The sequence below is a fragment of the Georgenia sp. genome, assembly GCF_054605595.1.
Genome location: NZ_JBTSDU010000020.1, coordinates 1 through 25,601, shown reverse-complemented (window position 1 = coordinate 25,601; position 25,601 = coordinate 1). Strand labels below are relative to the sequence as shown.

Here is a 25,601-nt window from a genome sequence, read left to right as displayed (position 1 = left end):
GCGCGACGGCGGCTTCCCCGCGGAGGACCGTACCACCGTGACGAGGTGATCCCTCGTGCGCCAGTCGGGGGGTGTCTGGAACGCGTCCGCCTCCGAGGACACGCCACGCATCGCGACGGCGCCGAGGACCTCCTCCAGCCCGCCACCGCCGACAGACCGCACGGTGGGGTCGCGGCGCTCGGGTCCGCACCGCACCCGCCCGGCCCGTGGTCGGGCGTCGGCACCGCGCCGACCGGCCGGAAGGGAGCCACCGGCCTGAGGGGGTCCGAGGTCGAGAGGCCCCGCGCCCGGCACGCCGCGAGGGGCTGGTGCACGCCCCGAAGACGACGTACCGTCGCAGTGATGTCCGTCGCGAGGGAGAGTGTGCTCATGGCCCGCAGTTGGTTCCGATGGTTGCCCGCGGTCGCCGTGCCCGCCGTCATCGCCGGCACCCTTGCCATCACCTCCCAGGCGGGGGCCGCGGATCTGCCCGACAAGACCCCCGAGGACGTCCTCGCGCTCCTGGTCGGAAGTTCCGTCGAGTCCTTCTCAGGCGCGTTCACCCAGACGTCCGACCTGGGGCTCCCCGAGCTGCCGGCCGCATTGTCCGGGCACGGGCCGGGAATACCTGGGCACGGGCCGAGCGGGTTCGGGGACGAGGATGGTACCGGGGCCCCGGGCGGGCCCGGTGCGACCGCACCCGAGACCGGCGGCCTGACCGACGCCCTGGCGTGGCTGACCGGCGAGCACACCGGTCGTGTCTACGTCGACGGCACCGACCGTGCCCGGCTCCAGCTCATGGACTCGTTCACGGAGCTGAATGTCGTGCACAACGGCGCCGACGTCTGGTTCAACGACTTCCAGCAGAACGCCGTCACCCACCTCACGCTCCCGGAGCATGAGCGGGGTCGCGCCACCGCGGGCACCGTCCCCACACCGGACGAGTTCGCCGCGAAGCTCGTCGCCGCCGTCGAGCCGACGTCGGAGCTGACGGTGGACCAGGACGTCACCGTGGCCGGCCGTGACGCCTATGCGCTGGTGTTCACGCCACGCACCTCGGAGACGCTCGTGGCCCGGATCACCGTGGCCGTCGACGGCGAGACCGGTTTCCCGCTGCGGGTCACGGTCGACGCCCGCGGCCAGGCGGACCCGGCGCTGGATCTCGCCTATACCTCCCTCGACCTCGCCGCGCCCGATCCCGCTGTCTTCGAGTTCACCCCACCGGCGGGTGCCACGGTGATGGAACGGACGCTTCCCGACCTGCCGCCACACGGAGCCGACGGAGCCGACAGCGGTGTCGGCCCCCTGGCCGGATCCGGCATGAGCGCCTTCGGCGGGGCCGCCGACGGCGCCGAGACGGTCGGCACCGGTTGGGAGACCGTGCTGGTCCTGCCGGTCGGCGGCGACCTGCTCGCCAGCCCGCTGCTCGGCGAGCTGGCCGAGCCGGTCGACGGCGGTCGCCTGATCTCCACCGCGCTCCTGAACGCCCTCGTCACCGACGACGGCCGGGTCCTCGTCGGGGCCGTTTCTTCGGAGCGGCTCCAGGCCGTTGCGGGGTCGTGACCGACTCTCTCGCGATCGAGACGCACGCGCTCACCAAGCGGTTCGGCCACCAGGCTGCGGTCGCGGGGATCGACCTGGCCGTGCCCGGCGGAAGCGTCTTCGGGTTCCTCGGACCGAACGGCTCGGGCAAGACGACCACCATCCGCGTCATGCTGGGGCTGGCTGCGGCAACGAGCGGGCACGTCCGCGTCCTCGGGCACGAGATGCCGGCGAGCCTGCGCACGGTCCTCCCCCGCGTGGGCGCCCTCGTCGAGGGGCCGGCGTTCTACCCGTTCCTCTCCGGACGGGACAACCTGCGCCGCATCGACACCGCCGACCGGTACGCCGGCAGCGCCGATCGCGGTGCCCGGGTCGTCGCGGCGCTGGAGCGCGTGGGGCTGGGTCATGCCGCCGACAAGAAGGTGCGTGCCTACTCGCTCGGGATGAAGCAGCGGCTCGGGATCGCGAATGCGCTGCTCGCCCCGCGTGAGCTCCTCGTGCTGGACGAGCCGACGAACGGGCTGGACCCGCAGGGCACGCGCGAGGTCCGCTCCCTCGTCCGGTCGCTCGCCGCCGGCGGCACCACGGTCTTCCTCTCGACGCACCTGCTCGCCGAGGTCGAGCAGATGTGCACGCACGCTGCCGTCATGAGCGTCGGCTCGCTGGTGGCCCAGGGCAGCCTGGACGAGCTCCGCTCGGCTGGGCAGGCCCGCGTGCGGGTGCTCACCCCCGACGTCGACATCGCTCGCGCCGAGCTCGCCCGGCTCGGCCTGGAGCCGGCCGTGGTGCCCGGCGTGGTGACCGCACCTCTGACCGGCCCCGTCCTCGTCCCGGAGACCATCGCGGCGGCCCTCGTGGCTGCGGGCGTGCGGCTGCGCGGCTTCGCCGTCGAGGAGGCGTCCCTCGAGGAACGCTTCGTGGCGCTCACCGGAGAGGGGTTCGACGTTGCCCAGTGAGCAGCGCGGCGAGCCCGCGCGACCGGTGCCGGAGGTCACCGCGCAGACGTCCTCGATGCCGGTGGCAGGGGTCGCTGCGCAGACGTCCTCGATGCCGGTGGCAGGGGTCACCGCGCAGACGTCCTCGATGCCGGTGGCAGGGGTCGCTGCGCAGACGTCCCCCCTGCCCCCGTCCGCCCGTGACGGCGCGCTCCTGCGTTCGGAACTCAGCGTGCTGTTCCGGCGTCGACGCACCTGGGCCATGCTGCTGGCGCTTGCCGCCATTCCCATCATCATCGCCGTCGTCGTCGCCGCATCGGCGGAGCCGCCCCGGCCCGGTCAGGGCCCGCCGTTCCTCGACCGCATCACCCAGAACGGGCTCTTCGTCTCGATCACCGCGCTGGTCGTGACGATCCCGCTGTTCCTGCCGCTCACGGTCGGTGTGGTCGCGGGTGACACCATCGCCGGTGAGGCCGGGCTCGGAACCCTGCGCTACCTCCTCCTGGCCCCCGCCGGTCGCCTGCGGCTGCTGCTGGTGAAGTACGCGGGTGCGGCGGCGTTCTGCCTGGCGGCGACGTTCTCGGTCGTGCTGGCCGGTTCCGTCGTCGGGCTGGTGCTCTTCCCCGTCGGCGAGGTCACGCTGCTCTCCGGGGACACGATCGGCGTCGGCGCCTCGGTGGTGCGCTCGCTGTTGGTCGCCGCCTACGTCACCGTCTCCCTGCTCGGCCTGGCCGCCGTCGGTCTGTTCATCTCGACCCTCACCGACGTCCCGGTGGGTGCGATGGCCACCACGGTGGTCCTCTCGATCGTGGCGCAGGTGCTCGGCTCGCTGGACCAGGTCGCCTGGCTCCACCCCTGGCTGTTCACCCACTACTGGCTCGGCCTCGCCGACCTGCTGCGCCAACCCGTCGTCTGGGACTCCTTCGTGGACAACGCTCTCCTCCAGGGGGCCTACATCCTCGTGTTCGGCGCCCTCGCCTATGGGCGGTTCACCACCAAGGACGTCCTGTCCTGACGCGTCCTGTCCTGACGTCCAGTGCCTGACGTGGGTGGCCGCCGTTGGCTCCTGCCTGACCATCGACTCACCACCACGGCCGACGCTCCCACTCACCCGACGTCGTCAGCATGCACTTCATGACGTTCGTCGACCACGGCGGTGGACGCTGCGAACTCGTCAGCCACTCGGTCTTCCCGAGCCAGGAGGCCAGGGACGGCATGGTCGGTCCGGGCATGGAGCAGGGCATGGGCGAGGGCTACGAGCGGCTCGAGGAGTTGCTCGCCAAAGTTCCCTCGTGACCCCACCCCGTGACGTCCGGCCCGCGACCCCCGGCCCCGGCCGGTCAGATGGCCGGAGCCGGCTCGGTTGGTAACCGACGAGCCGGCCGAGGCCGGACGCGCACACGCCATCGCTCGTCTGCCACCGTCGCTTCCACGGCCACCCACGATCACCTTCCCGGGCCGCGGGGGCGACGATGGACGGGTGCCAGTTCCCCTCCCGGGCGATGCCCGGTGCCCGTGCCTGGCGGGTGAGCCGTACGGCATGTGCTGCGGCCGCTTTCACACCGGGACGGCGCTGCCACCCACCGCCGAGGCCCTGATGCGCTCGCGCTACTCCGCCTTCGCCGTGGGTGCGGCGGACTACCTCCTCACCACCTGGCACCCCAGCACCCGCCCGCGCACGCTCGAGCTCGACGGCGTCGCCTGGCGCCGGCTGGACATCCTCCGCACCGCGGCGGGCGGCCCGTTCGACGACGAGGGCGTCGTGGAGTTCGTGGCCCACCACCGTACTGACGTCGGATCCGGCGCCTTGCACGAGGTCAGCACCTTCGTGCGCGAGGGTGGGCGCTGGTACTACGTGGACGGTGAGATCCGGACCTGACGATTCGGCGCACCGCTGACCCGGCGCACCCCGCAGACGGTCCACACCGCATCACTCCGATCAGGGCACGGACGGCGTGCTTGGATGGGGCCGTGCCCACCACCGACCACGTCGACGACCTCGGCGCCCTCATCAGCGCCTCCCCCTCCAGCTACCACGCGGCCGCCGAGGTGGCCCGCCGGCTCCGGGAGGCGGGCTTCGTACAGCTCGATGAGACGGACGAGTGGCGCGGTGCCGGCCGACACTTCGTGCTCCGCGACGGTGCCGTCATCGCGTGGATCAGGCCCGCGGGTTCGACGGCGACGACACCCTTCCGCGTCCTCGGCGCGCACACGGACTCGCCCGGCTTCAAGCTCAAGCCTCGACCCACCATCGTCGCGCACGGCTGGCTGCAGGCGGGCGTCGAGGTCTACGGCGGTCCGCTGCTGAACTCCTGGCTCGACCGCGAGCTCGAGCTGGCCGGCCGCCTGGTCACCCGGGACGGCACCGAGCACCTCGTGCGCACCGGCCCGTTCCTGCGCATCCCGCAGCTCGCCATCCACCTGGACCGCACGGTCAACGACAGGCTGACCCTCGACAAGCAGCGGCACACGGTCCCTGTGTTCGGCGTCGGCGAGCACGGCGACCTGCTGGCTCACCTGGCCGCTACCGCCGGGCTGGCAGCCGAGGACGTCGTCGGGTACGACCTGCTCACCGCCGACACCCAGGCACTCCGTCGGTTCGGCCTGGGCGAGCAGCTGTTCGCGGCGGGCCGGATGGACGACCTCACCTCCGTCCACGCCGGCCTGACCGCGCTGCTCGGCACCCAGGCGGACGCCCCACACACCAGCGTGCTCGCCGCGTTCGACCACGAGGAGCTCGGTTCGGCGTCCCGATCGGGCGCAGCAGGGCCGTTCCTGGCCGACGTGCTGACCCGGATCTCCGGCGGCACGCCCGAGGACCTGCTGCGGGCCTACGCCGCCTCGTGGTGCCTCTCCGCGGACACCGGTCATGGCGTGCACCCGAACCACCCCGAGCGGCACGACCCGGTCAACGCCCCCCGGCTCGGATCGGGGCCGCTGCTGAAGATCAACGCCAACCAGCGCTACGCGACCGACGCCGCGGGCGCCGCGCTGTGGGCCCGGGCGTGCGAGCGAGCCGGCGTGGCGTGGCAGCCGTTCGTCTCCAACAACGCCGTGCCCTGCGGGTCGACCATCGGCCCGCTCACCGCGACTCGGCTCGGCATCCGCACCGTCGACGTCGGCATCCCGCTGCTCTCGATGCACTCCGCCCGCGAGCTCGCGCACACCGGCGACGTCGTCGCCCTGGCCGGTGCGGTGGGTGCGTTCTTCGGCGGCGCCTGAGCCCGGCCGCTACCCGGCCTGCCGACCGGCGAGCCGCGTGTCCAGCTCGGCCAGGATCTCGCGCGCCTGCTCCACGTCCCACCGGGTGCCCTGCAGCTCGAACTCGAACAGGACCGGGCGCCCCGAGGTGCGGGCGATCTGACGGGCCGCAGCCTGGTAGTGCGTACCGAAGTTGCGGTTCCCCGAACCCATCACGCCGACCAGGTGCCGTCGCGTCGTGGGGTCGGACAGGAACCGGCGGACGGCCTCGGGGATCGTGTCATTGTCCGGGTTGCCGGTCTTGTACGACGGCGTGATGAGCACCCACGGCCCTGTCGGGACCGACCGGCGCACCTCGCGGACACCGACGTCGTACACCGGTCGAGCGAGCCGCTCGGCGAACAGCCGCACCATCCCGGAGGCACTGGAGTAGTAGTACGAGGGAATCATCGCAGGGCCCGGCATGCCGTTCAACGTGCCATCCGCCTCCGCGGCGACACCAGGACGAAGGTCCCTGGCGCGTCCGTGAGCCCAAGCCCGCCTACCGCCTAAGCCGGCGCCGCCGTGGGGGCCGGGGCGGCCTCGCCGTGCCATGCCTACCGCAGGGTGGCCAGGTGCTCGTCACGCACCTCCACGACGTTGTCCGCGTACTCAGGGTGCCGCTCGAGGAAGGCACTGATGTACGAGCACACCGGGACCACCCTGAGCCCGGTGACGGCCGTGTCCTCCAGGGCGAAGGCGGCGAGCCGTGCGCCGAGGCCCTGCCCGCCGTACGCCTCGTCGACCACGGTGCGGTGGAAGATCCGCTGCGGCCCGGTCGGGTCTTCGAACGGACGGTAGCGGGCCTCGCCGATGATCGTGTCTCCCACGAGCAGCTCGTAACACGCCGCATCGGGGTTGTGGCGGACCGTGATCGCGGCGGTGTCGGTCATGGGATCTCCTTCGGGGTGGCCGCGGTCAGCGGCGGCGGACGGGGTGGTTGCTGATGATGGACACCCGGTTGAAGGCGTTCATCGCGATCGCCGCCCACGCGAGCGCGGAGTACTGGGCCTGCGTCAGGCCCGCACCGGCCTGACGAGTGTCCGGCCCGGACGGTGCGGTGGCGGCCTCCGCCACCGCGAGCGCCGCCCGCTCGATCGAGCCGAACAGCTCCGTCTCGCGCCAGATCGGCAGGACGGCGAGCTGCTGGGCGCTCACGCCCGCCTCGAGCGCGAGCCGGGAGTGCAGGTCGAGGCAGTAGGCGCACCCGTTGAGCTGCGAGACCCGCACGTTCAGCAGCTCGACGGCGGAGCGGGGCAGGCCGGCGGAGTCGGTGGCGGCGCGGACCTTGAGGGCGAAGCCGTTGAGCGATCTCCAGGCGGCCGGTTCGGACTTGTCGAGATAGATGTCGTTGCTCACGTCGCTCCAGGTACTGGGCCGGCGGCTGACAGTCGGCCTCCCATCACGTCAGCGCCGTACGCGGCGCTCCGTATTCCACGCCGGTGCACACCGGTCCGTGCACCACGCCGCCGGCAAGGCCGCGCGGCTGCCGGTGCCTCAGCGGGCGGGCCGCTCGGTGGCGTCGGCCCGGGACGCGACGAGCTCGGCGATGAGGGTCTCGGCGTCGTACGGACCGACGTGCCGGCGCTTCCCGACGAAGAAGGTCGGTGTGCCGCGCGCACCCGAGGCCTCCGCGCCGGCGACGTCGTCGCGGATCCGCTGTGCGTGCCGGGGTTCGTCCAGGTCGCGCAGGAACTGCTCGAGATCGAGCCCGAGGTGACCGGCGTAGCCGGCGAGGTCCTCGATCTCGAGCTGGTCCTGGTGGGCGAAGAGCCGGTCGTGCATCTGCCAGAACTGCCCCTGCGCGGCCGCCGCCTCGGCCGCGACGGCGGCGAGCTCGGCGTGCGGGTGCACGTCGGGCAGCGGCAGGTGGCGCAGGACGTAGCGCAGCTCGTCCCCGAGTCGGTCCCGCACCTCCTGGGCGACGCCGGTGGCCCGGCCGCAGAAGGGGCACTCGAAGTCTGCGTACTCCACCAGGGTCAGGGGTGCGTCGGGCGGGCCGAGGATGTGGTCGCGTGTGGGGTCCACCGGGTCGCAGAGCACCGTCGGCAACCCGGCCGACGTCTCCCCGTGCAGGCGCGCGGCGAGACGGAAGACCAGCCGGCCCAGGGCCACCGCGAGCACGAGCGCGACGAGCACCCCCACGGTGGCCGCCGCGCGCAGCGACTCGTCGTCGAACGCGAGCCCGATGATGAGCAGGGAGACGGTGAAGCCGATACCCGACAGCGCCCCGCCGGCCAGGATCTGCCCGGGCCCCACGCCCTGCGGGAGGTGGCCGAGGCCCAGGCGCTGCCCGCCGAGGGCGCCGGCGCCGATGCCGACGAACTTCCCACCGACCAGGCCCAGGACCACGCCCCAGGTCACCGGTGAGGTGAGCGCCTCACCGAGGACGCCGTCGCCGAGATCCACCCCGGCGTTGGCCAGGGCGAAGATAGGGACGATCACGTAGCTGGCCCACGCGTGCAGCACGAGCTGCAGACGTTCGTTGACCGGGATCGCCCGGGCGAGCGCCGCCGACGCCGACCGGCCCACGTCCGCGAGCGGGGACTGCCGGAACGCCCGGAACCGGCTGGCGGCACCCTCGACCTCGGCGCGCCTGGCGGCGTAGGCCGGGATGAGCAGCCCGGCGATCATCCCCGCGATCGAGGGGTGCAGCCCGGATCCGAGGGTGGCGAGCCACATCACCACGGCGATGACGACGTACGGCCACGTCCGCCACACCCCGGCACGGTCCAGGACCACGAGCGCGACGGCGGCGAAGACGGCGACCACGAGCGGCCCGATGACGACCTCGCCGGCGTAGAAGACGCCGATGACGGTGACCGCCACGATGTCGTCGACCACGGTGAGGGTGAGCAGGAAGACGCGCAGCTGGCTCGACGCGGCCGGGCCGACGAGGGCGAGTGCCCCGAGGAGGAACGCGGTGTCGGTGCCGATGACGATGCCCCAGCCCCGCGCTGCGGCGCCGGCGGGGTTGACCGCCAGGTAGAGCAGGGACGGCACGACCATGCCGCCGACGCCGGCGAGCAGCGGGAGCACGAGTCGGCGCCGGTCGGTGAGCTCGCCGACCGCGAGGTCGCGGCGCACCTCCATGCCGATGACGAAGAAGAACACCACCATGAGGCCGTCGTTGATCCAGTGGCCCAGGTCCATGCCGAAGGTGAGGTCCCCGACGCGCAGGGCGACGTCGGTGGCCCACAGTGCCGCGTACGAGGGCTGGGCGGGCGAGTTGGCCCAGGCCAGCGCGAGGACGGTAGCCGTCACGAGCAGCGCGGTGCTGCCGGCCTCGGTGGCCAGGAACCGTCGCAGCGGGACGGAGAGCTGTCCGGAGAGCTGGCGGCGTCGGGGCCGGCTCGCACCCTCAGCGGTCACCGGGTCAGCGTAGTGGGGGCAGCAGCGCGAGCAGGACGCCCGGCGACCGGCCCGGTTCGGCGCGAGCGGTGGCAGGGCGATCTCTGACTCGTCCGGCGGGGCTCGACACCGGCCGGGCCTACAGTGAATCCGTGCCCCGCCCACCCTCCGGACCGCGACTCACCGGATTTCGGCCAGGGGAACCCGGGTATCACCGCTCCTTGCTGGCGCTGTTCGCCACCGGGGTGGCCGCCTTCGCGATGGTGTACGTGGTCCAGCCGCTGCTGCCGCTCGTCTCCGCGGAGCTGGACATCGACGCGACCCGCGCCGCCCTGCTGTTGTCCGTGTCGACACTCGCCATCGCGGTCGCCGTCATCCCGCTGGCGTCGCTGTCCGAACGGGTAGGACGGGGACGGATGATCGGGTGGGGACTGACCGGCGCCGTCGTCGCCGGGATCGCTTCCGCCCTCGCACCCACCTTCGCGTTGATGCTGATGGCCCGTGCCGTCCAGGGCGTGGCCACGGCCGGGGTGCCCGCCGCGGCGCTGGCGTGGGTGGCCGAGAACATCGCCCCGTCCTGGGTCACCCGGGTGGCCGGCCTGTACATCGCTGGAACCACGGTCGGCGGGATGACGGGGCGGGTGCTGGGCGGCGTCGTCGCCGACTTCACCCCCTGGCGGACGTCGATCCTCGTGGTCACGGTGCTGGCGGGGGCGCTGACCGCGGCGGCGTACGTGCTCCTGCCGCGTGTGCACGACGCCCCGCGGGCGCCGGCGAGGAGCTCGGTCCGGCCGGCGGACGACGTACGCGCCCACCCGACCGGCACCGCCCACCGCAACACGCGGCTCCGGCTGTATCTGATGGGCGGCATCGGCATGGCGATGTTCGTGGGCCTGTACAACGTCATCGGGTACCGCACGCAGGCTCCGCCGTTCCTCCTGGGCACCGGACTGGGGTCGATGTTCTACCTCACCTACCTCGCGGGGACGGCGACGGCGTCGCTGGCCGGCCACCTGGAGAGCCGGGTCGGCCTGCGCACGACGCTGCTCGTGGCGATCATGGCGTGTGGGCTGGGCGTGCTCCTCACCCTGCCGGACTCGATGGTGCTCATCTGGCTGGGCCTCGCGGTCGTCGCGGCCGGATTCTTCATGATCCACGCTGTGTCATCGGCCATGTCGGCGCGCCTGAGTCGCCGCCCGTCCGACGGGTCAGGGCGCTACACGTTCGCCTACTACGCCGGGTCCTCGGCCGGCGGCGTGCTGCTCGGGCAGGCCTGGGAGCTCGGCGCGTGGGGTGCGACCACGGCCGGCGCGCTCCTCCTCCTGGCAGTCGCCGCCGTCGTGGCCGCGGGGCTGCCCCGGCGGGCGGCGCAGGCCTGACGGTTCACGAGCTCGCGCTGCTCCACCCGCTCCGCGCGTACGGGGGTGGCTCCGCGAGCGGCCGGCACACTGGCCTCGGGGCTCAGCTCCGGTCGCCGGAGCTCCTTCATACCCGTAGGGGTATCCACGCAACGACCGGCTCCCGCGCGGTCTTCCCGCCCCCGCGCCGTGCGAGCCGGGACCGCTCGATCTGCCGGCGGTCGCTCATCCGCTCCCGCGTTGGGTCCGGTGCCCGATCATGGCTGCGGTAGGTCGAGCGCCAGGCGCAGCACGAACCGCGCGCCCACGCGGCCAGGCTCGACATGCAGGCCACCCCCGTGGGCAACGGCGATCTCCCGGGCGATCGCCAGGCCGAGGCCGGTGCCCCCACTGGTGCGGGTCCGGGCGTCGTCCAGCCGCACGAACCGCTCGAAGATCCGCTCACGGTCCGCTGCCGGGACGCCGGGACCGTCGTCCTCGACCTCGATCCTGGCGTGCTCGCCGTCTTCTCGCAGCCGGATCTCGACCCGGGAGTCGGCGTGTCGCGCAGCATTGTCCACGAGGTTGCGGATCGCCCGCGCGAGCAGCACCGGATCCCCGTGGACCCGGACGGGGGGCGTGTCCGCCGTGACGGTGAGGCCGGCCGGCCTGCGGAGCCGGGCGGCCTCGCGGTCGACCAGATCGTCGAGGTCGACGTCGGCGCTGCGGACCCGCAACCCGTGCTCGTCGGCCCGGGCGAGCAGCAACAGGTCCTCGACGAGCCGGTCGAGCCGATCCAGCTCGGCGAGCACATCGCGGCCGACCGCCGGCCAGTCGCGGCTGTCGGGGTGCAACGTCGCGATCTCGTGCGCGACGCGGATGGTGGCCAGCGGGCTACGGAGCTCGTGCGAGGCGTCCCCCACGAACCGGCGCTGCCGGTCGTTGGCCGTCTCCAGCCGCTCGAGCATGTCGTTCATCGTCACGGCGAGCCGAGTGATCTCGTCGTCGCCGTCCGGAACGGGCACCCGTGCGTCCAGCTGTGACGTCCCCTCCACCCGCGCGACCCGCGCCCGGATGTCCTCGACCGGTGCCAGTGCGCGGCCCACGAGCCAGTACGACGTGAGCGCCACGCCGAGCAGGATCAAGGGGTAGCCGATCAGCAGCAGGCCCACCACCACGTCGGTGGACTGTCCGACGGCCTCGAGGCTCGCGGCGACCAGGACGACGAAGGGGCCGCCGGGCCCCGCGACGCCGCGGGCGACGACGACGAACGTGGCGTCCTCACCGATCGGCAGCCTTGCCGAGCGCACGGTGACCGTGGAGCCAGGCCCCGGTCGGGCATCCACCACCGCAGGCTCCCCGTCGACCGACGGGCTGGCGGCCAGCACGTTCCCCGTGCCGTCGATGATCTGCACGAGCGACTGGTCCCCCACGCCCAGGGCGAGGTCCGCGGCCGCACCCTCGATCGCGACCCGCCGCGCGACGCCGCCCGCCTGCTCATGAGCCGCCGAGATGATCGACCGCTCGAGCTGGGCACGCTGCGCGACCACGAACAGCACGGCCGCGAGCGCGAGGAACACCGCGACGGCCACGGTCGCCGCCGCCGTCGTCCGCCACCGGACGCTCCGGAACCGGGTACGCATCACTCCCCTGCCCCCGTCAGGCGGTAGCCGGCGCCGCGGACCGTCTGGATCGAGTGCCGCCCGAACGGCTGGTCGACCTTGCGTCGCAGATACCCCACGTACACCTCGACGACATTCTCGTCGCCCTCGTAGTTGACGTCCCACACGCTCTGGAGGATCTCGAGCTTGGACACCACCTCGTCGGGGTGACGCATGAGGAAGTGCAGCAACCCGAACTCGCGTGGCGTCAGGTCGATGACGGTCGCGCGCCGACGGACGATCCGGGAGGCGGGGTCGAGGGTCAGGTCCCCCACCGTCAGGACGGTGGGCCGCACCGGGGCCCCACGCCGTACCAGCGCCCGGAGCCGGGCGACGAGGACGACGAACGAGAACGGTTTGGTCAGGTAGTCGTCGGCGCCGAGGTCGAAGGCGTCGGCCTGGTCGTACTCGCCGTCCTTGGCCGTCAGCATGAGCACCGGCGTCCACACCTCAGCCGCACGGAGCGCCCGGCACACGTCGTACCCGTTCATCGAGGGCAGCATGATGTCGAGGATGATCACGTCGTAGTCCTGGGTCCGGGCCTCGAAGAGCCCCTCGGCGCCGTCGTGGACCGTCTCGACCACGAAGCCCTCGGCGACCAGCCCCCGGCTCACGGTCTCCGCGAGCCGCACCTCGTCCTCGACCATCAGCACGCGCATCGGACCATCCTGCCTTCCTTGTCCCCCGTCGTTCGAGGGCGCTGCCCGCCACGATCGTCCGGACACGCCGCTGTGCAGATGCTGAGACCGAGACCATGGGGCCCAGAGGGCTCAGGATCTCTCAGCCTCGCCTCAGTATCACTCCGGCACCCTGATGTCACGAGGTCGCACCCGGCGACCATTCCACGGAGGAGAGACACCCATGAAGAACCTCAAGCGGAAGGCCTCGATCGTCAGCGCCACCGCGGTCCTGGCAGCACTCGGCATCGGCGGGGCGATGAGCGCGCAGGCCTCGAGCGACACCCCGGCGCCGACCACCCCGGCGGTCACGGCCCAGTCGGGCGACGGCGAGACGGGCGACGCCACCGAGGCCGCCGGCGTCGAGGAGGCCAACGACGGTCCCGACCAGGGCCCGGATGCCGACCTCAACGAGCCCGGCCACCAGGATGCCGACGAGACCGGCGACGCCACCGAGGTCGCCGGCGCCGAGGAGGTCAACGACGGTCCCGACCAGGGACCGGATGCCGACCTCGACCAGCCCGGCCACCAGGATGCCGACGAGAGCGGCGAGGCCGCCTGAGGTGTCCGTGGGTCGATGAAGCCGGTGGGGTGCGCGGCGGGAGTCGCGCACCCCACCGGTGCGGCCACCGGCGGGCCGCACCGGAGCTCGACCGACATACCCGGCCACTGGTGGCCACCTGGCACCCCGTGAACGGCCACCTGGCACCATGGAGCCATGACCAAGGCATTCGGTGCCGTCACCTGGCCGGTACGTACCGGTCGCCTCACGCTACGGCCGACCACCACCGACGATGCCGACGCCACCTGGGCATTCCGCCGGCTCGAGTGCGTCGACCGGCGGATCGCCGGGGAGCCGGCCGCGCTCGAGGACTGCCGTGCGCACTTCGTGAACCCCGACCGGCTCGGCACAACCGTCGTCGTCGAGCTCGACGGGCAGATATCGGTGACCTCACGATCAAGGTCAAGGACGCCTGGGCCCAGACCGAGGTGGCGGACCGGGCGCGTGGCGTGCCGGCCGAGCTCGGCTGGATGATCCACCCCGACCACTGCGGGAACGGTTACGCCACCGAGGCGGTCCGTGCGCTCATCCGGCTCTGCTTCGCGCAGCTCGGGTTGCGTCGACTGACCGCCAACTGCTTCGCCGACAACACCGCGTCGTGGCGCCTCATGGAACGCGTCGGGATGCGCCGTGAGCTCCACACCGTCCGTGACTCGCTCCACCGGGACGGGGAGTGGCTCGACGCCCTGGGGTATGCCCTGCTCGCCGACGAGTGGCGCGGCACCGCCTGACCCCGGCGACCGCCATCAGCCAGACGCGCGCACGCCCGGCGCGGCGCGCACGTCCGGCACGCGGCGCACGCCCGGCGTGGGCACGGGCATCTCGTGCCGGGGGTAGGCGATGCCCCGGCCGCGCACCCGGATGCCCGTGCGGTCGCCGACCGCGGGGATGCGGGCGGCATGCGTCCGGGCGAGGAGGTCGAGCCCGTCGTCCGTGGTGAGCTCGACGATCGCGTCGTGCCCGCCGTACCGCACGCGCGTCACCAGTGCCGGGACGCCCTCGGGGCCGAGCTCGAGCTGTTCGGGCCGCAGCATCACGGAGACGGGGCCGGAGACCGCGGCGGAGACCGCGACGTCGCCCAGCGTGGTCGAGGCGACCCGGCCCCCGGCGACGGCGTCGAGGAAGACGGCCTCGCCGAAGAAGTCGGCGAGCCACGCGGAAACCGGGCTGCGGTAGACCGCGACGGGGATGTCCTGCTGCAGGACGCGCCCGTCCCGCATGACGACGATCGTGTCCGCGACGTCGAGCGCCTCCGCCTGGTCGTGCGTCACGAGCAGGCCGGTGACGCCGAGGCGCCGGAGCATCGAGCGCAGGTCCTCGCGCAGCTCGACCCGCAGCTGCGGGTCCAGCGCGGCGAACGGCTCGTCGAGCAGGAGCAGCCGGGGCTTGGCCGCCAGTGCCCGGGCGAGCGCGACGCGCTGGGCCTGGCCGCCCGAGAGCTGGTCCGGGTACCGGTCGGCGAGGGCGGCGAGCCCGGTGAGGTCGAGCAGCTCGGTGATCGCTCCCTGCCCCTCGTGGGTGCGGTTTCGCCGCCTGGCACCGCGCCCGCCGCGGCCGAACGCGATGTTCTGAGCGACCGTCAGGTGGGGGAACAGCGACGGGTCCTGGGGGACCCAGCCGACGTGGCGGTGCTCAGGGGCAACGAAGGAGCCGACGTCGCTCAGCACTGCGCCGCCGAGCGTGATACGGCCGGCAACGGGTGCGCGCAGGCCCGCGACGGCCCGCAGGAGGGTGGACTTGCCGCACCCGCTCGGGCCGACGATGACGCCGAACGCGCCGTCGGGGATCTCGAGTGCGACGTCGTGGAGGATCTCCGTCCCGCCGAGCTCCACCGCGAGCCCCTCGACCGTCAGCCTGCTCAACGTCGCGTCCCTTCCGTGAAGCGGTCGCCGCGCGGCGAGAGCAGCACCGCGGGGACCGCGGCGAGCAGGACCAGCGCTAGCGCGTACGGCACCGCGGAGCCGTAGGCCGCGACATCGGTCCGCGTCCACAGCTCCACCGCCAGCGTGCTCGTCCCGGTCGGCCGGAGCAGCAGCGTCGCCGGCAGCTCCTTCATGGCGGTGACGGCGATGAACAGTGCCGCGACGACGATACCTGGCCGCGCGAGCCGTGCCGTCACGTGCCACCAACGACCGATGAGGCCGTAGCCGAGTGTGCTGGCGACGTCCTCGAGCCCGCTGGGTACCCGTTCGATCGAGCCGCGGATGGTGCCGATGGCCTTCGGCAGGAAGAGCACGCCGTACGCGAACGCGAGCACGGCCGTCGTCTGGTACAGCGCCGGCACGGCGAAGAGCGAGAAGAAGGCCAGGCCGAGTCCGACGACGATACCCGGCAGCGCGAGCGGCAGGGAGCCCGCCGTCTCGATCAGCCGTGCGGCGCGGCCGGGGTACCGGGCCGCGAGCATCGCGATCGGGATGGCGAGGAGGACGGCGACGAGCGAGCCGCCCGCGGCGAGGAGGACCGTGTTGCCGATCGCCTCGACCAGGCGGCCCACGTCCAGCTCCCGCACGGTCTGCGCGTTCAGCAGCCGGGTGAGGAGGCCGGCGAGCGGGACCCCGACGGCGCTGATGGGCACGAGGATGAGCACCCCCACGGCCACCGGCGTGAGCCGGCCGATGCTGACCGGCTCACGTGCCCGGCCGACGGCGATGGCGCGCCGGGGCCGCAGACGTCGCTCCCCCGCGAACACGAGGACGGCGATCACGATGAGGATCGCGGCGAGCACGGCCGCGTAGTTGCGGTCGAAGCTCGCGCCGTACGCCTGCTGGATGGCGGTGGTCAGGACCGGGAAGCGGAAGAGGGCGACGCCGCCGAAGTCGGCGAGCGTGTAGAGGCACACCAGGAGCGAACCAGCGAGGGAGGCGCTGCGGATGCTGGGCCAGATGACCAGGCGGAACGTGCGGAACGGTCCGTAGCCCAGGGTGCGCGCGACCTCGGACAACGACGCGGGTGTCCCGCGCAGCGCGGCGGAGACCGGCAGCGTCACGTACGGGGTCGTCACCACGGTCAGCACGAGCCACGCCGGCCAGAACCCGTGCGCGGAGGGTATCGCCGCGAGCCAGCCGAACGCGGCGAGGTAGGAGGGGATGGCGAGCGGCAGCACGCTGGCGATCGCCAGCAGGCGCTGGGCGGGGACCCGGATGCGGGTGAGGACGAAGGCGCTCAGCACGCCCAGGAACGTGGCGGCGAGGGTGACGGAGACGGCGAGGAGCGCCGTGTTCGTGAGCAGCCGGGGCAGGCGCGGACGGGCCAGCACCGCGAGCACACCCTCCGGGCCGGCCTCGCCCAGGCGCACCCCGATGTAGATCACCGGGATCGCGGCGAGGAGCGCCGCGATCCCCGCCACCGCGACGAGCGGCAGCGGGGCTCTCGACCGGTCCGAGCGAGCCACTAGATCAGGCCATGGCTCGCGAGGAGCTCCTGCGTCTGGCTGAGGGAGTCGAGATCGCTCAGGTCGAGCTCGGGGTTCACCAGGCTCTCGAGTGACGGCAGCCCCTGGGGTGCGTCGATCCCCGCGACGAGCGGGTACTCGTAGGTCTTCTCCACGAAGTAGGTCTGGCCGACGTCCGAGACGAGGTACTCGACGAAGGCGAGCGCGTCCGGGTCCGCCTCGGCGCCGGCGAGGATCGCGGCGCCCGTGACATTGACGATGCCGCCCGGGTCACCGGGGAGGAACTTGAGCTGCACGCGCATGTTCTCGGCGCCCACCTCGGCAGCCGTCTCGTACCAGTAGTAGTGGTTGATGAGGCCCAACCGTGCGACGCCGGTGTTGACGAGGTCGAGGCTGTCGCCGTTGGTGTCGGTCAGGACCGGCGCGTTGGCAGCGATCCCGGCGACCCATTCGTCGGCGGCGACCTCGCCCTCGATGACGCGCAACGCGGTGACGAAGGACTGGAAGCTCGCGTTGCCGGGGGCGAAGGCGACCTGACCGTTCCACTCGGGGTCGACGAGGTCGTCGGTGGAGTCGGGCACCTGATCCTCGGTGAGCTGCTCGCCGTCGTACGCGATCACGCGGGCGCGGCCGGTGACGCCTATCCAGCTCCCGTCGGTACTGGTGAACCCCGCGGGGACGGAGTCCGCGAGGTCCGCTGGAAGCGTGGCGGTGAGCCCGGCCTCAGTGAGCGCGCCGAGCGCGCCGGCGTCCTGGGAGAGGAAGACCTGCGCAGGCGTGCGGTCCCCCTCCTCGAGCAGGAGAGCGCCGATCTCGCCGGTCGAGCCGTACCGGACCTCGACGTCGATGCCGGTGTCGGTCGTGAACTGTTCGACGAGCGGACCGACGAGGTTCTCGCTGCGGCCGGAGTACAGCACGAGGCTCCCGTCGCTCGAGACGCTCTCGTCCGGTGCCGGCTCGGCGGAGCAGCCGGTGGCGACGAGGGCGAGCGCGGCGATCCCGGCTCCGGCGATGAGGATCTTGCGTGGACGCATGGGCTCTGGTTCTCCAATGACGTGGACGGCTTCTACGGGCCTCGCTAAGGGTAGCCTAACCTCAACACCCAGCCGCACCTGCACCAAGCACTCAGTCTGGCATGCGCGACGTCCGCGCCTGCACCGCGCCCGGGACAGCGAGGACCACGTCGACACCGAGCTCGTTGTCGCCTTACCGCGCACGAGCGCGCTGCACAAGGGCCTTTGCGCATATGACGCGCATCACACATGGTCTATATTCGGGCCTTTAGTCCCGCAGCCGTCCGGAAGTCCCGCTGCCATCCGAATCGGAGCCGAGCCATGACACAGACCCAGCACATGCCCGGAGAACACCTCCAGGGCTATGAGCCCGACCCCCACCGGGGTGAGGACGTCGACCAGAAGTCCCCGGGCGAGCTGGCGGCGGCGCCGGCGCCCAGAACCGTACGCAACCGCATCGTGGGACTCTCCGCCGGCGTGGCCGGCGCGCTGCTCGTCTACTCCATCCTGCCCGCGGACCTCGCGTCGTCGGCCAAGGTGACGGCCGCCACTGCCGTCCTCATGGGCGTCTGGTGGATGACGGAGGCGATCCCGATCCCCGCGACGGCGCTCCTCCCCCTCATCATCTTCCCGCTCTTCAGCTCACAGACGGACGGGGAGGGCGTGGTCACCCCGATCACCGTGGACCAGGTCGGTGCGTCGTACGGGAAGAACGTCATCTTCCTGTTCATGGGTGGGTTCCTCCTCGCGCTGGCCATGCAGCGGTGGAACCTGCACCGGCGCATCGCCCTCGTCACCGTGCGCGCCATGGGCACGAGCCCCGCGATGGTCGTCGCCGGCTTCATGACCGCCACCGGCTTCATCTCGATGTGGGTGTCCAACACCGCCACCGCCGTGATGATGCTGCCGATCGGCGTCTCCGTGCTGCTGCTGGTGGGCCGCCTCGGCAGCGAGATCAAGGTGCCGGAAGGCAGCGGCGGCACGGTCGACCTGACCTCCCAGGAGACCAAGGACGCCGTCATCCAGTCCAAGTTCGGCACGGCGCTCATGCTCGGCATCGCCTACGCCGCCTCGATCGGCTCCCTCGGGACGATCATCGGCACCCCGCCCAACACCCTGCTCGTGGGCTACCTCGCCGCCAACCACGACATCCACATCGGCTTCGGACAGTGGATGCTCGTCGGCATGCCGCTGGCGATCATCTTCCTCGTCATCTGCTGGTTCCTGCTCACGAAGGTGCTCTACAAGCCGGAGATCAAGGAGATCCCGGGCGGGCGCGAGCTCATGACCGCGGAGCTTCGCAAGCTCGGCCCCATGTCGAGCGGTGAGAAGCGGGTGCTGGCACTGTTCGTCCTGGCAGCCGTCGCGTGGGTGTCCGTCCCACTCATCTGGGAGGACCCGTTCATCTCCGACGCCGGGATCGCGATGACGGTAGGACTGCTGCTGTTCCTCACGCCGTCGGGCACGACGAAGGGTGTCCGGCTCCTCGACTGGTCGAGCGCCGTCGAGCTCCCGTGGGGCGTGCTCCTACTGTTCGGGGGCGGTCTCGCGCTGTCGAGCCAGTTCAGCTCGAGCGGGCTGACGGTGTGGATCGGTGATGTCGCCGGAACCCTCGGTGGGGTACCGACCATCCTCGTGGTCGTCATCTTCGCCGCCCTCGTCCTCTTCCTCACGGAACTGACGTCCAACACCGCCACCGCGGCGACGTTCCTCCCGGTCGTCGGCGGCATCGCGATGGGCATCGACATGCCCGTCCTGCTCGCGACCATCCCTGTCGCGCTCGCCGCCACGTGCGCGTTCATGCTGCCGGTCGCCACCCCGCCCAACGCCATCGCGTACGGGTCGGGCTACGTCACGATCCCCCAGATGGTCAAGGCCGGTTGGTGGCTCAACCTCATCGGCATCGTGCTGGTGACGGCGACGACGATGACGCTCGCCGTGTGGGTCTTCCGCATCGTCTACTGAGGCGGGTCTCCAACGCCGCCGATCGCTACTCCACCTCGCCCCGCTAGGAGGAGTCGCGGCCGGCGTCGAGCAGGGTCTGGCAAGGTCTCGTGTGGTGGGCTCGGGATCCGCTTCTCCGCGCCACGCCCGAACGCCCGGGCACTGCGCTGCGACTCCGGAAGATCGCCCACGACGATGAGCGGGCGTCCCAGGTGCCGGCATGACAGCGCCGCCGTGGCGTTCCGGGGCGCTGCCCACCGATGGCGATCGCCGCATCGCACAGACACGCCTCGACGACGTCGCCCCGGTGGCCCAGCCGGGCGTGACCACCCACGATCGTCTCCCTCGCCGCTGGGCGTGCGCGGCCGGCGGATGAGGTCCCAGACGCGGACGCGGACGCCGGGCAACAGTCCCGCCGCGATCTTGCCGGCCATGACGGCGCGCATGCCGGGTGCGTTGTCCGCCAGGGTCGCAGGACCGGTCTTGCCGAGCAGGCCCTGCGCCGCCAGGCCGGTGACAGCGCCGTACTCCACCACCGGCGTGCACGGGTCCAGGCCGGGCAGACCGGCGGCGGCCGCGCTCACGCGTCCGTCATGGAAGGCCCCCACAACTGAGCACGCCGCAGCAGCATGAGCCGCGTCACGCAGCTCACAGGTACTCGAGGTTGATCTCGGTCTCGGGGTCGAAGAACGAGGCGGAGCCGAACGTGGGGCGGACGTGCAGCGTCTCGCCGGTGTGGATGTGCTTGGTGCTCGTGTCGAGCCGGATGGCGATGCGGCCCCCGCGGACCGTGACGGTCGCGTCCTCCGTCATGATCGGCGTGCAGTAGACGAAGGCCTCGGCGCCGAGCCGCTCCACCAGGGTGACGCGTACCGGGACGGAGGCGTCGCCGGCGGGCGCCTGCGCCCCGACCCCGACGATCTGCCAAGCCTCGGGCCGGATCCCCGCGATGACCGAGTCGGCCGCCTTGGCGGCGAGCTCGCGGGAGAGCCCGAGGTCGAGGGCGTGCTCCCGGCCGAGCAGGGCCCGGCCCTCACGCACCCTCACGCCGTCGATGAGCGTGATGGCCGGCGAGCCGATGAAACCGGCGACGAACGTGTTGCCCGGATGCTCGTAGAGGTGCGTGGGCTCGGCCACCTGCTGGAGGGCACCGTCCTTGAGGAGCGCGACGCGGTCGCCCATCGTCATGGCCTCCGTCTGGTCGTGGGTGACATAGACGGTGGTCACGCCGAGCTCACGCTGGAGGGCGGCGATCTGGGCGCGGGTGGACACGCGCAGCTTGGCATCGAGGTTGGACAGTGGCTCATCCAGACAGAAGACCTTGGGATCGCGCACGATCGAGCGGCCCATGGCCACGCGCTGGCGCTGTCCGCCGGACATCGCGTGAGGCTTCTTGTCCAGCAGCGGGCCGAGCTCGAGCATCTCGGCGGCACGCTGGACCCTGACGGTGATGACATCCTTGGGTAATCGGGCGTTCTCCAGAGCGAACGCCATGTTCTGCCGGGCCGTCATGTTCGGGTAGAGGGCGTAGGACTGGAACACCATGGCCACGTCGCGGTCCCGAGCCCGCGTCTCCGAGACGTCCGAGCCGTCGATGAGGACGGCGCCCTCGTCGATCGGCTCCAAACCGGCCAGCATGCGCATGGCGGTGGACTTGCCGCTGCCCGAGGGACCGACGAGTACGAGAAACTCGCCGTCCTTGATGGCCAGGCTCATGCGGTTGACGGCGGCCGGGCGCGTCGGGTCGTAGATCCGTGACGCCTGCCGGTACTCGATCGTGGCCATGGTGTTCCTCGCAGTCCTTCAGTGATGCGGGCAGGTCAGTTCAGGTTGGGGGTGATGTCCCGGTCGATGACCTGCTGGGTCTCGTCCTGGAGGTCCTGCATCACCTTGGCGACGTCCTCCTGGCCGATGGTGATCCGGTCGAGGGCCGCGCCGATGCGCGCGCCGCCGCCGGGGACGAACACGCGCGCGTAGTCCTGGGGCGCGGTGTTCTCGTTGAGCTGGCGGATCGCGGTCTCCGCGTTGGGGTTCTCCTTGAGGTAGGCCTGCTCGGCCGGGTCCTCGAGGGCGTCCTTGCGCACCGGCATGTAACCGGTGGCCTGCGTGAACCTGATCGTGTTCTCGGTGCTCGTGAGGAAGTCGATGAACTTGACCGCGTTGACCTGGCGCTCCTGGCTGATGCCCGCAGGCACGGCGAGGCCGGCACCACCGGTGGTCGCGCCCGGGGTCGGGCCGGGGAGATAGGTGGTGATGAACGGGAAGGTCGCCGCTTCGGTCAGTCCACCGAGAGATCCGGTGGACTGGAGCAGACCCGCGGCGTCACCGATGCCGAAGGTGTTGTTCGCGTCCTTGGTGATCTGGATGTGGCCGGCCGCGACCTGCTCCTGCAGGAACGTGGCCGCCGCGATCGTGGCCTCGTCGGTGAAGGTGGGGGTCCAGCCATCGGAGAAGGCACCACCGAATGTCCACACCATCCCCTGGAAGTACCAGTCGAGGTAGGAGGTGCCGTCGGGGATCACGAGGGCGGGGTTGCCGCCCTGGGCCTCGACGAGCTTGGGGGCCCACTCGGCGAACTCGTCCCACGTCTGCGGGCCACGGTCGGTCGGCAGGCCGGCGGCCTCGAGAACGTCGGTGTTGAAGTACATGAGCGTCGTCGAGCGCGAGTACGGCATGCCGTAGTGGTTGCCGTCGAAGGCGTAGTCCTCGCGGAGGGTGTCGACGTAGGAGTCAGCGTCGACGCCGGCCTCGTCCCAGATCTCGTCCAGCGGCGCGGTGGCGCCGGTGAGGGCGAAGTTGAACCAGGTCACGTCGGAAGCGACGATGACGTCGGGCAGGCCGCCGCCGGCGAGGGCGGCGTTGAACTTCTGGCCGAGCTCCTCGTAGTTGGCGCCACCGTCGACGAGGACGGCCGGGGTGTCCGGGTTCTCCTCGTTCCACAGGTCGACGATGGTCTGCTCGAGGTCCTTGGACCCGCCGGGGTGATTGGACCAGAACTGAATGGTGCCATCGCCCGCTTCACCCCCGTCCTCGGCGGCTGCGGTGGCGTCGGCGGCGGCGTCTGGCGTGCTGCCGGTGGCGCCGGTGCTCGCGCAGCCGGCGACCGCGAGGGACAGTGCCCCGGCGGCCAGGACAGCGCGCATGGAACGTCGTGAAAAGGCCATGTCTTGAGTTCTCCATCTCGTGGTGTGCACCGATGTGCACGCTGGTGTCGGCCACCGGACTTCGGGCGGGCGACGGCGGGGGTCTCCCGCGGCTGGTGGGCCGGCGGTGCCGGCTGGGGACGTGCCGGCAGGTGCCGGAGTGGCGCGGGTCAGCCCTTGACGGCCCCCGCGGTCAGGCCCTTGATCATGTTCTTCTGCAGGATCAAGAACACGATGAGCATCGGGAGGGTGGTCAGGACGGTGCCGGCCATCACCGGACCCCAGTTGGTCAGGCCTTCGTTGTTCTGCAGCTGGGTCAGGCCGATGGGCAGGGGGGCGACGGCGTCGGTGTCCGAGATGAGGAAGGGCCAGAGGTACTGGTTCCACTCGGTGACGACGGTGATCATCGTCAGCGCCGCGACCGTGGGCCAGGACAACGGCAGGATCACGCGGAACAGCTTGCGGAAGAAGCCGGTGCCGTCCATCTCGGCGGCCTCGATGACCTCTGTGGGCAAGGAAAGGAAGTGGTTGCGGAGGAGGAAGGTGCCGAAGGCGACGCCGGCGAGCGGAACGATGATGCCCTGGAAGGTGTTGCGCCAGCCCCAGCCGGCTACGAGGGCGTAGTTGGAGATGATGGTGATCTGGTTGGGCACCATGAGGCTGGCCAGGACCACGAGGAAGAGGATCTTCCGGCCCGGGAAGCGCAGGAACGCGAACGCGTACGCGGTGAGGATGGCGAGCACCACCTCCACGACGGTGAGGAGCGAGGTGATGATCACCGAGTTGCGCAGGTACCTGTCGAAGTTCACCTCGCTCATCACGTAGCTGTAGTTCTCGGGTGCGAACGGGTTGGGCCACCAGGTGATGGGGTCGGAGTAGATGTCCGGGTGGGTCTTCAGCGACGTGATGACGATGAAGTACAGCGGCACCGCGATGAGCAGCGCCGTCAGGACGATGCCGCCATAGCCGAGGACCTTCGAGCCGAGTCCCTTCGGACCGATGGGGGCCTCACGCCGGGCGCGCTTGCGCTGGGCCGCGGTGTGGACCGGGTCCGCGGTGGCCTGCAGCGTCGGGACGGGAGGGAGGGCGGGGTGGGTGTCCGTGGTGGTGATCATGGCTTCAGTCCTGCCCATCGTGGAGTCGCACCTGGAGCACGGTGACCAGGAGGACGACGACGAACATGATCGTCGCGACGGCGGCGCCGTAGCCCGCCCGGTTGTTGACGAAGGTCTCCTGGTAGACCTGGTAGACGACCGTCGTCGTGGAGGTCCCGAAGGGGCCACCGCCGGTCATCACCTGGATGATGTCGAAGACCTGGAAGGAGTTGAGCAGCACCGTCACCGACAGGAAGAAGGTGGTGGGGCGCAGCTGCGGCAGCGTGACGCGCCAGAACTTCCGCCACGCGGAGGTGCCGTCGATCTCGGCGGCCTCGTCGAGGTCCACCCGGCGGGCCTGGAGGGCGGCGAGGTATATGACGAACGTGTAGCCGAGGTTCTTCCACACGTACGTCGTGGTGATCATGAACAACGACCAGTCGGGCTGCTGGTAGAAGTGCGGGGACTCGACGCCGATCCACCCCAGCAGGTCCTGGATGAGCCCGAAGCCGGGGTCGAAGACGAACTGGAACGCGACACCGACTGCTGCTCCGGAGATCACGTAGGGGGCGAACACCATCGAGCGCACGATGTTGCGCCCGCGGAGCCGCTGGTCCAGCAGCAGCGCGAGCACCAGGCCGAGCATCATCGAGCCGACGAGCGCGAAGACCGTGAATATCACCGTGTTCTTGGCGATGTCCCAGCTCACCGGGTCGGTGAACCACTCGACGTAGTTGTCGAATCCGATGAAAGTGGCGGTCGGCGAGGAGATGTTCCAGTTGAAGAACGACAGCCGGATGTTGTCGACCAGCGGCCGGTAGGTGAACAGGATCAACAGGACGAGGTTGGGCACGATGAGGATCGCGGCGAGCCCTGCCTGCCTCCAACTTGTCCGCCGTCGCCGCGCGATCGGTTCGCGGGGCGACATGGTCACCTCGAGGTCGGGGATGGTCGCACTGGTCACGGTCAGTACCGTTGCCGCCTCATTGGAACCCCGGGTTGCCGCAGCACGGCGCGTTGGCAAACACGTGCCGAACGGTCTGCGGAGGTGCATCCCCGTGCGGCGTCGAGCAGTGCACGAGCTCGTCGGTGTCGTTCCACCGAGACGGTGATCGCCCCGCATGCCGAGGCGGTGGCGCATTCGCACCGGTGGTTCCCGGACCAGATCGGCCGGCTCACGGACCCGTTGATCACGCAGATCCGGCACCGGCTCGTGGACATGTCGTCCGCAGCACAGCGGGAGGACGCCACCTTGCGGTGGCTGGCTCTGACTGCGGCAGGCGACGAGGGCATGGTCATGAAACCGGTCGTGCCCGGCGGCGCATCCAGCCAGGACCGGAGGTGCGAGGCCGGGACTACCTGCGAATGATCTGCGGGCCCGACTCCCTCGACCCGCTCCGGGGCCGCCGTCTCGACAAGGAGCGCACCCTCGCGCTGCACGAGGACGGGCTGGGCATCGAGGCCCTTACGCAGTTCGTCGACGGCGAGCCGCTGCGGGGCACCAAACGGCGCTCGAAGTGCCGGCGCTGGAGTCCGAGCCGGTCGACCCGCAGCTGTGACGACTCGCCCCCGTCGGCGCGGCGGATCCCGGCCGGGCCCATGCGGACGATGGCGGCCTCGTCAGCCGGTCCCACCGACCACCTCGAGGATCGCAGCGCCGTAGCGCTCGAGCTTGGCATCGCCGATGCCGGCGATGCTGCGCAGCTGGGTCTCGTCCGCGGGTCGGGTCCGG

At 71.5% G+C, this 25,601-nt stretch carries 24 protein-coding genes and 2 pseudogenes; 12 read left to right on the top strand and 14 right to left on the bottom strand.

The genetic code is table 11. From position 1 onward, the window contains the following. The first annotated feature begins 342 nt into the window (after window positions 1-342). From ACYC1Z_RS04535 to ACYC1Z_RS04510, 6 genes and pseudogenes are all read left to right on the top strand, one after another. Window positions 343-1,542 carry a LolA family protein gene (locus tag ACYC1Z_RS04535; protein ID WP_461408348.1) on the top strand — a complete coding sequence of 400 codons (1,200 nt, stop codon included), beginning with the start codon at window positions 343-345 and terminating at the stop codon, window positions 1,540-1,542. Continuing rightward, window positions 1,539-2,477 carry an ABC transporter ATP-binding protein gene (locus ACYC1Z_RS04530; RefSeq protein ID WP_461408347.1) on the top strand — a complete coding sequence of 313 codons (939 nt, stop codon included), beginning with the start codon at window positions 1,539-1,541 and terminating at the stop codon, window positions 2,475-2,477. The genes ACYC1Z_RS04535 and ACYC1Z_RS04530 overlap by 4 nt, the downstream gene beginning before the upstream one ends. 127 nt (window positions 2,478-2,604) lie before the next feature. Further along, window positions 2,605-3,471, top strand: coding sequence for an ABC transporter permease (locus ACYC1Z_RS04525; protein WP_461408357.1), 867 nt, complete (start codon window positions 2,605-2,607; stop codon window positions 3,469-3,471). A 95-nt stretch (window positions 3,472-3,566) separates the two neighbouring features. Then, window positions 3,567-3,752 (top strand): annotated as a pseudogene (locus ACYC1Z_RS04520) (SRPBCC family protein); the annotation flags it as partial. A gap of 244 nt (window positions 3,753-3,996) precedes the next feature. After that, window positions 3,997-4,335 (top strand): YchJ family protein, encoded by a 339-nt coding sequence (locus ACYC1Z_RS04515; RefSeq protein WP_461408356.1) that lies wholly within the window; start codon window positions 3,997-3,999, stop codon window positions 4,333-4,335. A 92-nt stretch (window positions 4,336-4,427) separates the two neighbouring features. After that, complete coding sequence (locus ACYC1Z_RS04510; RefSeq protein ID WP_461408346.1) at window positions 4,428-5,678, top strand: M18 family aminopeptidase; 1,251 nt, start codon at window positions 4,428-4,430, stop codon at window positions 5,676-5,678. A gap of 9 nt (window positions 5,679-5,687) precedes the next feature. Here the strand turns inward: ACYC1Z_RS04510 and nrdI are convergent, their stop codons facing one another. The 4 genes from nrdI to nhaA form a co-directional block, all read right to left on the bottom strand. Beyond that, the gene (gene nrdI / locus ACYC1Z_RS04505) at window positions 5,688-6,122 is read right to left on the bottom strand and encodes a class Ib ribonucleoside-diphosphate reductase assembly flavoprotein NrdI (protein WP_461408345.1); all 435 of its coding nucleotides are present in this window, start codon (window positions 6,120-6,122) and stop codon (window positions 5,688-5,690) included. Window positions 6,123-6,253: 131 nt separating this feature from the next. Continuing rightward, window positions 6,254-6,589: a GNAT family N-acetyltransferase gene (locus ACYC1Z_RS04500; protein ID WP_461408344.1), complete on the bottom strand. Its 336-nt coding sequence runs from the start codon at window positions 6,587-6,589 to the stop codon at window positions 6,254-6,256. A 25-nt stretch (window positions 6,590-6,614) separates the two neighbouring features. After that, the gene (locus tag ACYC1Z_RS04495; protein WP_461408343.1) at window positions 6,615-7,055 is read right to left on the bottom strand and encodes a carboxymuconolactone decarboxylase family protein; all 441 of its coding nucleotides are present in this window, start codon (window positions 7,053-7,055) and stop codon (window positions 6,615-6,617) included. A gap of 138 nt (window positions 7,056-7,193) precedes the next feature. Then, entirely contained in the window at window positions 7,194-9,068 is a 1,875-nt protein-coding gene (gene nhaA / locus ACYC1Z_RS04490; RefSeq protein ID WP_461408342.1) for a Na+/H+ antiporter NhaA, read from the bottom strand. Between the two features lie 200 nt (window positions 9,069-9,268). On the opposite strand from nhaA, the gene ACYC1Z_RS04485 reads away from it, so the two are divergent. Further along, window positions 9,269-10,426, top strand: a complete 1,158-nt coding sequence (locus ACYC1Z_RS04485) for an MFS transporter (protein ID WP_461408341.1) — start codon at window positions 9,269-9,271, stop codon at window positions 10,424-10,426. Window positions 10,427-10,662: 236 nt separating this feature from the next. Here the strand turns inward: ACYC1Z_RS04485 and ACYC1Z_RS04480 are convergent, their stop codons facing one another. Beyond that, window positions 10,663-12,027 carry a sensor histidine kinase gene (locus ACYC1Z_RS04480; protein ID WP_461408340.1) on the bottom strand — a complete coding sequence of 455 codons (1,365 nt, stop codon included), beginning with the start codon at window positions 12,025-12,027 and terminating at the stop codon, window positions 10,663-10,665. Continuing rightward, the gene (locus ACYC1Z_RS04475; RefSeq protein WP_461408339.1) at window positions 12,027-12,704 is read right to left on the bottom strand and encodes a response regulator transcription factor; all 678 of its coding nucleotides are present in this window, start codon (window positions 12,702-12,704) and stop codon (window positions 12,027-12,029) included. The genes ACYC1Z_RS04480 and ACYC1Z_RS04475 overlap by 1 nt, the downstream gene beginning before the upstream one ends. A 202-nt stretch (window positions 12,705-12,906) precedes the next feature. On the opposite strand from ACYC1Z_RS04475, the gene ACYC1Z_RS04470 reads away from it, so the two are divergent. Both ACYC1Z_RS04470 and ACYC1Z_RS04465 read left to right on the top strand, forming a co-directional pair. Further along, window positions 12,907-13,284: a hypothetical protein gene (locus tag ACYC1Z_RS04470; RefSeq protein WP_461408338.1), complete on the top strand. Its 378-nt coding sequence runs from the start codon at window positions 12,907-12,909 to the stop codon at window positions 13,282-13,284. A gap of 29 nt (window positions 13,285-13,313) precedes the next feature. Then, on the top strand, window positions 13,314-14,015 hold the full coding sequence (locus ACYC1Z_RS04465; protein ID WP_461408337.1) for a GNAT family N-acetyltransferase: 702 nt from the start codon (window positions 13,314-13,316) through the stop codon (window positions 14,013-14,015). A gap of 15 nt (window positions 14,016-14,030) precedes the next feature. Here ACYC1Z_RS04465 and ACYC1Z_RS04460 read toward each other — a convergent pair whose 3' ends face one another. From ACYC1Z_RS04460 to ACYC1Z_RS04450, 3 genes are read right to left on the bottom strand one after another with little or no spacing between them, the layout of a single operon-like run. Further along, a complete protein-coding gene (locus ACYC1Z_RS04460) occupies window positions 14,031-15,146 on the bottom strand; it encodes an ABC transporter ATP-binding protein (protein ID WP_461408336.1) in 1,116 nt (371 codons plus the stop codon). After that, on the bottom strand, window positions 15,143-16,675 hold the full coding sequence (locus tag ACYC1Z_RS04455; RefSeq protein WP_461408335.1) for an ABC transporter permease: 1,533 nt from the start codon (window positions 16,673-16,675) through the stop codon (window positions 15,143-15,145). The genes ACYC1Z_RS04460 and ACYC1Z_RS04455 overlap by 4 nt, the downstream gene beginning before the upstream one ends. Continuing rightward, window positions 16,675-17,709: an extracellular solute-binding protein gene (locus ACYC1Z_RS04450; protein WP_461408334.1), complete on the bottom strand. Its 1,035-nt coding sequence runs from the start codon at window positions 17,707-17,709 to the stop codon at window positions 16,675-16,677. Before ACYC1Z_RS04450 ends, ACYC1Z_RS04455 begins: the two co-directional genes overlap by 1 nt. A 300-nt stretch (window positions 17,710-18,009) precedes the next feature. Here ACYC1Z_RS04450 and ACYC1Z_RS04445 point away from each other — a divergent pair, with 300 nt between their 5' ends. Continuing rightward, window positions 18,010-19,653 carry an SLC13 family permease gene (locus tag ACYC1Z_RS04445; protein WP_461408333.1) on the top strand — a complete coding sequence of 548 codons (1,644 nt, stop codon included), beginning with the start codon at window positions 18,010-18,012 and terminating at the stop codon, window positions 19,651-19,653. A 627-nt stretch (window positions 19,654-20,280) separates the two neighbouring features. Here ACYC1Z_RS04445 and ACYC1Z_RS04440 read toward each other — a convergent pair. The 4 genes from ACYC1Z_RS04440 to ACYC1Z_RS04425 all read right to left on the bottom strand — a co-directional run bounded on the left by ACYC1Z_RS04440 (window position 20,281) and on the right by ACYC1Z_RS04425 (window position 24,797). Beyond that, on the bottom strand, window positions 20,281-21,417 hold the full coding sequence (locus tag ACYC1Z_RS04440; RefSeq protein ID WP_461408332.1) for an ABC transporter ATP-binding protein: 1,137 nt from the start codon (window positions 21,415-21,417) through the stop codon (window positions 20,281-20,283). A 35-nt stretch (window positions 21,418-21,452) separates the two neighbouring features. Further along, window positions 21,453-22,796 (bottom strand): ABC transporter substrate-binding protein, encoded by a 1,344-nt coding sequence (locus tag ACYC1Z_RS04435; protein ID WP_461408331.1) that lies wholly within the window; start codon window positions 22,794-22,796, stop codon window positions 21,453-21,455. A gap of 149 nt (window positions 22,797-22,945) precedes the next feature. Next, window positions 22,946-23,890: a carbohydrate ABC transporter permease gene (locus tag ACYC1Z_RS04430; protein WP_461408330.1), complete on the bottom strand. Its 945-nt coding sequence runs from the start codon at window positions 23,888-23,890 to the stop codon at window positions 22,946-22,948. Between the two features lie 4 nt (window positions 23,891-23,894). Then, window positions 23,895-24,797 (bottom strand): carbohydrate ABC transporter permease, encoded by a 903-nt coding sequence (locus ACYC1Z_RS04425; protein ID WP_461408355.1) that lies wholly within the window; start codon window positions 24,795-24,797, stop codon window positions 23,895-23,897. A 180-nt stretch (window positions 24,798-24,977) separates the two neighbouring features. Between ACYC1Z_RS04425 and ACYC1Z_RS04420 the strand changes: the two genes are divergently transcribed. Together ACYC1Z_RS04420 and ACYC1Z_RS04415 are read left to right on the top strand one after the other, a co-directional pair. Further along, complete coding sequence (locus tag ACYC1Z_RS04420) at window positions 24,978-25,238, top strand: hypothetical protein (protein ID WP_461408329.1); 261 nt, start codon at window positions 24,978-24,980, stop codon at window positions 25,236-25,238. Continuing rightward, window positions 25,235-25,306 (top strand): annotated as a pseudogene (locus tag ACYC1Z_RS04415) (hypothetical protein); the annotation flags it as partial. The gene ACYC1Z_RS04420 and the pseudogene ACYC1Z_RS04415, both read left to right, overlap by 4 nt. A gap of 183 nt (window positions 25,307-25,489) precedes the next feature. Here the strand turns inward: ACYC1Z_RS04415 and ACYC1Z_RS04410 are convergent. Then, window positions 25,490-25,601, bottom strand: a 112-nt coding sequence (locus tag ACYC1Z_RS04410; protein WP_461408354.1) for an HRDC domain-containing protein, incomplete at its 5' end; no start/stop codon positions are given.